General features: G+C 66.5%; 6 protein-coding genes. 2 read left to right on the forward strand and 4 right to left on the reverse strand.

Translation table 11 applies throughout. The features are described 5' to 3' along the window. From AC3FOF_RS44140 to AC3FOF_RS44150, 3 genes are all read right to left on the reverse strand, one after another. Nucleotides 1-188: hypothetical protein (locus tag AC3FOF_RS44140; protein ID WP_488730266.1), on the reverse strand; the 188-nt coding region annotated here is incomplete at its 3' end. A 342-nt stretch (nucleotides 189-530) separates the two neighbouring features. Further along, entirely contained in the window at nucleotides 531-971 is a 441-nt protein-coding gene (locus AC3FOF_RS44145; protein WP_035808856.1) for a DUF4399 domain-containing protein, read from the reverse strand. A gap of 52 nt (nucleotides 972-1,023) precedes the next feature. Further along, nucleotides 1,024-1,449: a DUF4399 domain-containing protein gene (locus AC3FOF_RS44150; RefSeq protein WP_276263632.1), complete on the reverse strand. Its 426-nt coding sequence runs from the start codon at nucleotides 1,447-1,449 to the stop codon at nucleotides 1,024-1,026. 440 nt (nucleotides 1,450-1,889) lie between these two features. Between AC3FOF_RS44150 and AC3FOF_RS44155 the strand changes: the two genes are divergently transcribed. Beyond that, nucleotides 1,890-3,857, forward strand: coding sequence for an SUMF1/EgtB/PvdO family nonheme iron enzyme (locus AC3FOF_RS44155; protein WP_488730267.1), 1,968 nt, complete (start codon nucleotides 1,890-1,892; stop codon nucleotides 3,855-3,857). A 21-nt stretch (nucleotides 3,858-3,878) separates the two neighbouring features. Here AC3FOF_RS44155 and AC3FOF_RS44160 read toward each other — a convergent pair whose 3' ends face one another. Next, nucleotides 3,879-5,927, reverse strand: a complete 2,049-nt coding sequence (locus tag AC3FOF_RS44160; RefSeq protein WP_488730268.1) for a serine/threonine protein kinase — start codon at nucleotides 5,925-5,927, stop codon at nucleotides 3,879-3,881. Between the two features lie 426 nt (nucleotides 5,928-6,353). Here AC3FOF_RS44160 and AC3FOF_RS44165 point away from each other — a divergent pair. Next, nucleotides 6,354-6,541 (forward strand): hypothetical protein (locus AC3FOF_RS44165; protein WP_488730266.1); only part of this gene is annotated, 188 nt, incomplete at its 3' end.

Below are 6,541 nucleotides of genomic sequence, written 5' to 3' on the forward strand. Positions count from 1 at the left end.
GCGTTGTTGCCGTTCATGTTGACCACGTTCTGGGTCTGGCCGATCAGTTGCGAGGCGTTGAAGGTGGAGTCGATCTTGACGGCGCTGAAGACCGGCAGGAAGGGCACGTAGCCGCCGCGCACGGCGCGCATGGCGCGGCTGTCGAGTTCTTCGGTGACCGGCAGGTCCTGGATGGTGAGGGTAGTCATGGCAGTTCTCCTGGGAGCGATTGGGACTTGGGCTGGGTTGAGCATCGGTGCTGCGCTCGGGAGGTACAAACGCATGGAGTGTGCCAGGGCGGGCCAGGCCGGCGCCGATCGCCCGCAAACGCAGGCGGGGACTGCAAACTGCCGTTCCGCAGCGGGATCGCGCGGGCCAGGGTACGGCCGGCGGCGATGCTGAATGGATGGGGCTCGGCCAACACAACGACACCATGTGTTCGCTCCCGTACGACAGGCAGCGGCACAGGTATCGAAACGAATCGAAGTCGCGACAGAGGGAGCGACAGCGGCTGCATAGGGGGCGGCGCGCTCATGCCGCAGCCGGCAAGATCACTTGACGTAGATCGTGATCTTCTTGGAATAGACCGGTGGATTGTGCGGAATGTGCTTGTCGTCGGCCATCAGCAACTGCAGGGTATGCTTGCCGGGCGGCAGCTCGATCGTGGTTTCGGTCTCGCCCGCGCCAAAATGCAGATGGTTGCGGTCGTTGGGAATTTCCTTGTCCATCGGCGGCAAGTCGGTATCGATCAGCAAATGATGATGGCCGCTGTTGGGAAACTTCACCCCCCTCGGCGCCACGCCCATGCCGCGCAGCCCGAACCAGACGTGAATCGGCTTGCCCGCCGGCAAGACCTGGTTGTTGTTGGGGAAACCGATATACAGGTAGGCATTGGCAGGCGCAGGCGTGGTGCCCGCGATGGCACCGGGCTGCATGCCACCGGTCAGAAGCAGGCTGGCGGTGAACGCCGCAGCCGACATGAGCTTACGCATGGATCGCATGGACTCTCTCCCGTGCCGTGCCGCCGGCCCGGCGGCGCGGGCCCTAACGAACGGTGATGGTGATCTTTTTGGAATAAACGGGTGGATCGTGCGGCTTGTGGCTATGGTCTCCCAGCAACAGCTGCAACGTGTGCTTGCCTGGTGGGAGTTCGATACGCGCCTCCGTTTCGCCGGCGCCGAAGTGCAGGTGATTCCGGTCGTTCGGAATCTCCTTGTCCATCGGCGGCAGGTCCGTATCGATCAGCAGGTGATGGTGGCCGACGTTGGCCATGTCCACGCCCTTGGGAGCGATCCCCATATTGCGCAGGCCCATGCGCACCCAGAACTTGCCGCCATTGATCACCGCGCCGTCGGGAGGCCAGATGATGTAGACCTCCGCATTGGGCGGGGCCGGCGTGGAGAGGGAGACCGAGGGTAACGGAGCCAGCAGCGATGCCGCCAGTGTGCCGAGCACGGTGCGCCTGCGCATACGATATGCCCTCCCGAACAACGGTCTGCGCTGCAATGCCGCCTGGCGCGCCGTTGCATGGAAACGGACGCGGCGGGCGCATCGTCTCCCATAGCCTGTTTGGCTATGAGTCAATGGCACGGAGCATTCTTGCTCTTGGTCGGCGCCTGCGCATTTCGTCATTCAGCTTAGAACGGAAAAGCGCAAAAAGATACTTGGCGCCGCCCGCGGCACAGTGCCCAGCGGGCGGCGGCCGGCGCTGCGCCACGACGGTATTCGCACGTCGCCACCAGGCGTTGCGAAGCACCTCCGGATTCACAATCGCTGTGCTATCGTTGATTAGGCCTGCCCGGTGCCGCACGCGCAGCATCGTAGCGCAGCGATTGCAGCGCGCACCGTGTGACGCCGCTGGCACGCAGACCGCCAACGAACTTCGGCGCGGTTCGAACAGGGGCCCGGATATGTGGCGAAAATACCTTGTCGTATGCCTGGTGAGCCTGTTTGGGATGCCATCGGCGCTTCCCGCCGAAGCCGGAACCGGCACGCCTGCCAGCTTAAGCGCCATGCAGCGGCAGCCGGTTTCCATCGGGCGCGCCCGCACGGGACGCGTCGCCCTCGTCGTCGGCAATGCCGCCTATGCCGGCGCCCCGCTCCCTAACGCCGCCAATGACGCACGCGCGATCGGCCGGATGCTGAGCACGCTGGGCTTCGACGTCATGCTGCGCGAGAACGTGAACAGCCGCGGCATGGCGCAGGCGCTTGCCGAATTCCGGGACCGGCTGCGCGCGGGCGGAACCGGCCTGTTCTACTTTGCCGGACATGGTATCGAGGTGGCGGACAGCACCGTGCTGATCCCAGTGGACGCCGGCGGCTCGCCAGCCAGCCTGCTCACGGCGGGTACCGACCTCGCCGCCGTCCTGGCGAGCATGTCGGTGCCACGGCCCGACATGCGCAATGTAGTGATTCTCGACACCTGCCTGGACAACCCCTACCACGGCACCATCGGCAGGCCGTCCGCCGCGCCCGCCAACACCTTGATTGCCTATGCCACGGCCCCTGGCGCGACAGCGGCCGACGGCGCCCGGCATGGCACCTTCACCGCCGCGCTGCTGCGCGCCATGCGCGAACCGGGCCTGGACACGGAAGCCGCGTTGCGGCGGGCCGGCGCAATGGTGGGAAGGCAAACCGGGCTGCGGCAGCAGCCCTGGGTTTCGTCATCCCTGCCGGCGCCGCTACGGCTCATGGCGCGCGCGGCATCCGGCGGCGGCGGCACCGCGAGTGCCGATGAACGGCGCAGCGCTCCATTGTTGCTGGCCCAGCATCGCGGCATCCTCCCCAAGGATAGCGACGAGCAGTACGAGCTATCCTTCTGGGACTCGGTCAAGAACAGCAATTTCCCGGGCGACTACGAAGCCTACCTGAAGGCATATCCGAACGGCCGCTTCGCCCCGCTGGCCAAGGCGCGGATCGAACGGCTGCGCGCCGCGGCGCAACAGGCCGGGACACCTGCCGCCGCGACGCGCCCTGCGCCCGCCTCGTCAGGCCAGCCGGCCGCGCAGGGCACTGTCGCGCCGCCGCCGGCGCGAGTGCAGGCAGGCAAGGTGCAGGCGCCCCCTGCCTCGTCGTCCGGTGCGCCCGCGGGAGCTGCCGCCACGGCTGGCGCGGCCGGCTCGCAGCGCGCCGCGAGCACAGGCACGGTGACGGTCGAAGTCAAACCGGGCGCGTTCAAGGACTGCCCGGCTTGTCCGGTGCTGCATGGCCTGGCGCCGGGCGCCTTCACCATGGGCAGCAATGGCGGCGATGCCACCGAAAAACCCCCTCACCACGTCACCATCGCGCAGCCGTTCGCCATCGGCAAATACGAAGTGACGGTCGAGCAGTGGAATGCCTGCGCCGACGCCGGCGGCTGCCAGCGTATCGCCACCGTCGCCGGCGCCGCGAAGAACGCACCCGTGCGCGACGTCAGTTGGGACGACGCCCAGCAGTACCTGGCGTGGCTCGGCAAGCTGACTGGCAAGCATTATCGACTTCCCACCGAAGCCGAGTGGGAATATGCCGCCAGGGGCGGCACCGCGACGCTCTACTGGTGGGGCGACCAGATGCGCAAGGGAACAGCGAACTGCAAGGACTGCGGGGACCCGTGGAACGCGGACATGCCCGCCAACGTGGGCTCCTTTGCTGCCAACGCATACGGACTGCACGATATGAACGGCAGCGTGTGGGAATGGGTCGCCGACTGCTGGCACAGCTCCTACAAGAACGCCCCGGTGGACGGGCGCGCCTGGGACGAGCCCGGCTGCAGCGTGCGCGTGATCCGTGGCGGCTCCTGGCTCGAAGGCGCGAGCTATATGCTCTCCTCCACCCGCTTCAAGTACAGCGCCAGCGTGCGCCAGTCGCAGAATGGATTTCGCGTCGCGAGAGACATGTAGCAGCGGGCGTCCGCGCCGACGCTAGCGCGGTTTGGTAGATATCTGCACGACGTCGGCACCGATATGGTCGGCGCCCTGCCTGGCGGCCATCGGTGCCAGTTGCCGTTCGAGAGCGTGCAGATAGGCCTGCCGCGATTCCAGTTCGGGACGAAGACCATCGAACAGCGGCGCCGGTGTGGTGAGCAGCACGATCAGCTCCGTGCCGAAAGGCTTCGAGATCACCCAGTCGCCGAGACTGCCTATGGTGGCGCTATAGCTTGCCGGCGCCTGGTTGGCCTTGGCCCGCCGGCTGGGTACCATATGCACGACCTTGCCGTCGGCCATGTAGTAGTCGACGTAGACGTAGGTGTCGTACGCTGGCGTGGTGATGTCCACGATCAGCGGTGTACCCTCGGTGAATTGCGCGCCGGGCGCCCTGGTATGGATGGAGGCCAGCGCACTGCCCGTGCGGCTTCCCGACCAATACGGCGCGATCAGTTTGATCACGTCGCACTTGTCATCGCCCAGCGGCTGCGCGTCAAGCTTCAGCGCCTTCACGCCAGGCACGGCGGCAAGTTCGTCCTTTAGCCGCGCGATGCCGAAACGCTCCGCCACATAGCCCCGCACCTGCAGCGTACTCTGGTGCACCGAAGCCGACAGCAGTGAGCACGGCGTGCGCGCCAGCACGGGGGCGACAGCCTGCAGGCTGAGCGCGCGTTCCGGCACGGATTGCTGCAGCGCCGGCGCGGGAGGCGAAGCGGCTTGCGGCGCGGCGTTACCGGTAGCGGCGGCCTCCGCAGCAGGCTGCGGCTGGCTTTCCGGCGCCGTCCGCGCGCGCCACACGAAATAGCTCACCCCGCCCGCGACCAGCACGCCGGCCAGGGACGCCGCGCCCAGCCTGGCGAGCGGCATGCCACTACGCGGCTCGGCTCCGAGCTCCGCCAGGAAGCGTGCCACGGTGGGTGTGCGCGTGGCGCGGTCGAAAGATAGCGCGGCACGCAGCGCGCGCCATTGCCCGCGGGTCAGCACCTTCGGCCGCAAGGGCTTGACGCCCGCACTGCGCGCCTGGTTGGCCGACAAACGTTCGTAAGGGTGACGGCCGGTCAGCAGTTCGTAGGTCACGCAGGCCAGCGCATAGATATCGTCGCGCGGATCCGGTTCGCGATGATCGAACATCTCGGGGCTGGCATAGGCGGGAGTCATGCCGCCAAGCGTGCCAGGGTCGAACACGGTCGGGTCCGCGTCCTCCGCCGGTTGCTGGAAGACGCGCGCAATGCCGAAGTCGATCACCTTGACCTCGCCGCTATCCGTGAGGAACACGTTGGCGGGCTTGAAGTCGCAGTGAACGAAGCCGCGCTCGTGCGCATAGGACAGTGCCCTGGCCATGCCGGTAATGATGGGCAATGCCTTGCCATAGGGCATGCCGGCAAAATCCGGGGCTCGCAAGATGCGATTGAGCGACTTGCCCGACAGATACTCCATGGTCAGGTAGACCACCGAGCCATCGCGGTCGAAGTCGTAGACGGTCACGATATTCCGGTGCGCCAGCGTTTGCGCCTTGCGCGCCTCCCGTTGCAGCGCGATCAGCGATTTCGGATGACCACGGAACTGCACATTGAGCACTTTGATGGCGATATAGGGCTTGCGGTCCGAGGCCTCCAGCTTGCGCAGGTCCAGCGCCTTGTAGACCGTCCCCATACCGCCCACGCCAAGGCACTCCTCAAGCACAAAACGGCCGTTCAGGGTATCGCCCACGCCCTTGGTGGCAACAGGCTCCTCGCCCGGGACGGGCTGATCGGCTGCAGATGGCGCCGATGCCGCGGGCACTGCGCCTGCGGGGCCGGTCCGAACGCGGGTCTCCTCGCCGCCATTGTCGAACTGCGTGGCTCCGCGGCGCTCGATGCGCCGCAGCACCTCCTCGTAGACGGCAGGCGGCAACGGGAAGCGCGTGTTCTCCTCGCTGAGCATTTCCACCAGCTGCGTGGCACTGGCCTGGTCCACGGCCAAGGTACTGTCAATGCGGGCAAAAAACTCGTCGTGCGACAGACCACCGCTTTGGAAGGTACGTATCAGGTCTGGAATGCTAGCCATCGTTGCAGCCGCGACGTGGTGCGCGTAGTTGCGCCATGAGCGCCCACTCGCCGATCACCGGCGAGTACCTGCCCACGATGGATACTAGTGCGCACCCATGCCAATCGCAAACCCCTCGTGCAGCGCATCCACGCAGGCAGGCGGTACCGGGCGCGGGATGCAAGGGTGATGGCCGCTGCCTGTCGTACGGGAGCGAACACATGGTGTCGTTGTGTTGGCCGAGCCCCATCCATTCAGCATCGCCGCCGGCCGTACCCTGGCCCGCGCGATCCCGCTGCGGAACGGCAGTTTGCAGTCCCCGCCTGCGTTTGCGGGCGATCGGCGCCGGCCTGGCCCGCCCTGGCACACTCCATGCGTTTGTACCTCCCGAGCGCAGCACCGATGCTCAACCCAGCCCAAGTCCCAATCGCTCCCAGGAGAACTGCCATGACTACCCTCACCATCCAGGACCTGCCGGTCACCGAAGAACTCGACAGCCGCGCCATGCGCGCCGTGCGCGGCGGCTACGTGCCCTTCCTGCCGGTCTTCAGCGCCGTCAAGATCGACTCCACCTTCAACGCCTCGCAACTGATCGGCCAGACCCAGAACGTGGTCAACATGAACGGCAACAACGC

Source organism: Cupriavidus sp. 96C5-1, from assembly GCF_057798855.1.

Bases quoted from the DNA above. Each gene is read 5' to 3' on its own strand.
- AC3FOF_RS44145 (WP_035808856.1), bottom strand. From the start codon at position 971: ATGCGTAAGCTCATGTCGGCTGCGGCGTTCACCGCCAGCCTGCTTCTG.
- AC3FOF_RS44150 (WP_276263632.1), bottom strand. From the start codon at position 1,449: ATGCGCAGGCGCACCGTGCTCGGCACACTGGCGGCATCGCTGCTGGCT.
- AC3FOF_RS44155 (WP_488730267.1), top strand. From the start codon at position 1,890: ATGTGGCGAAAATACCTTGTCGTATGCCTGGTGAGCCTGTTTGGGATG.
- AC3FOF_RS44160 (WP_488730268.1), bottom strand. From the start codon at position 5,927: ATGGCTAGCATTCCAGACCTGATACGTACCTTCCAAAGCGGTGGTCTG.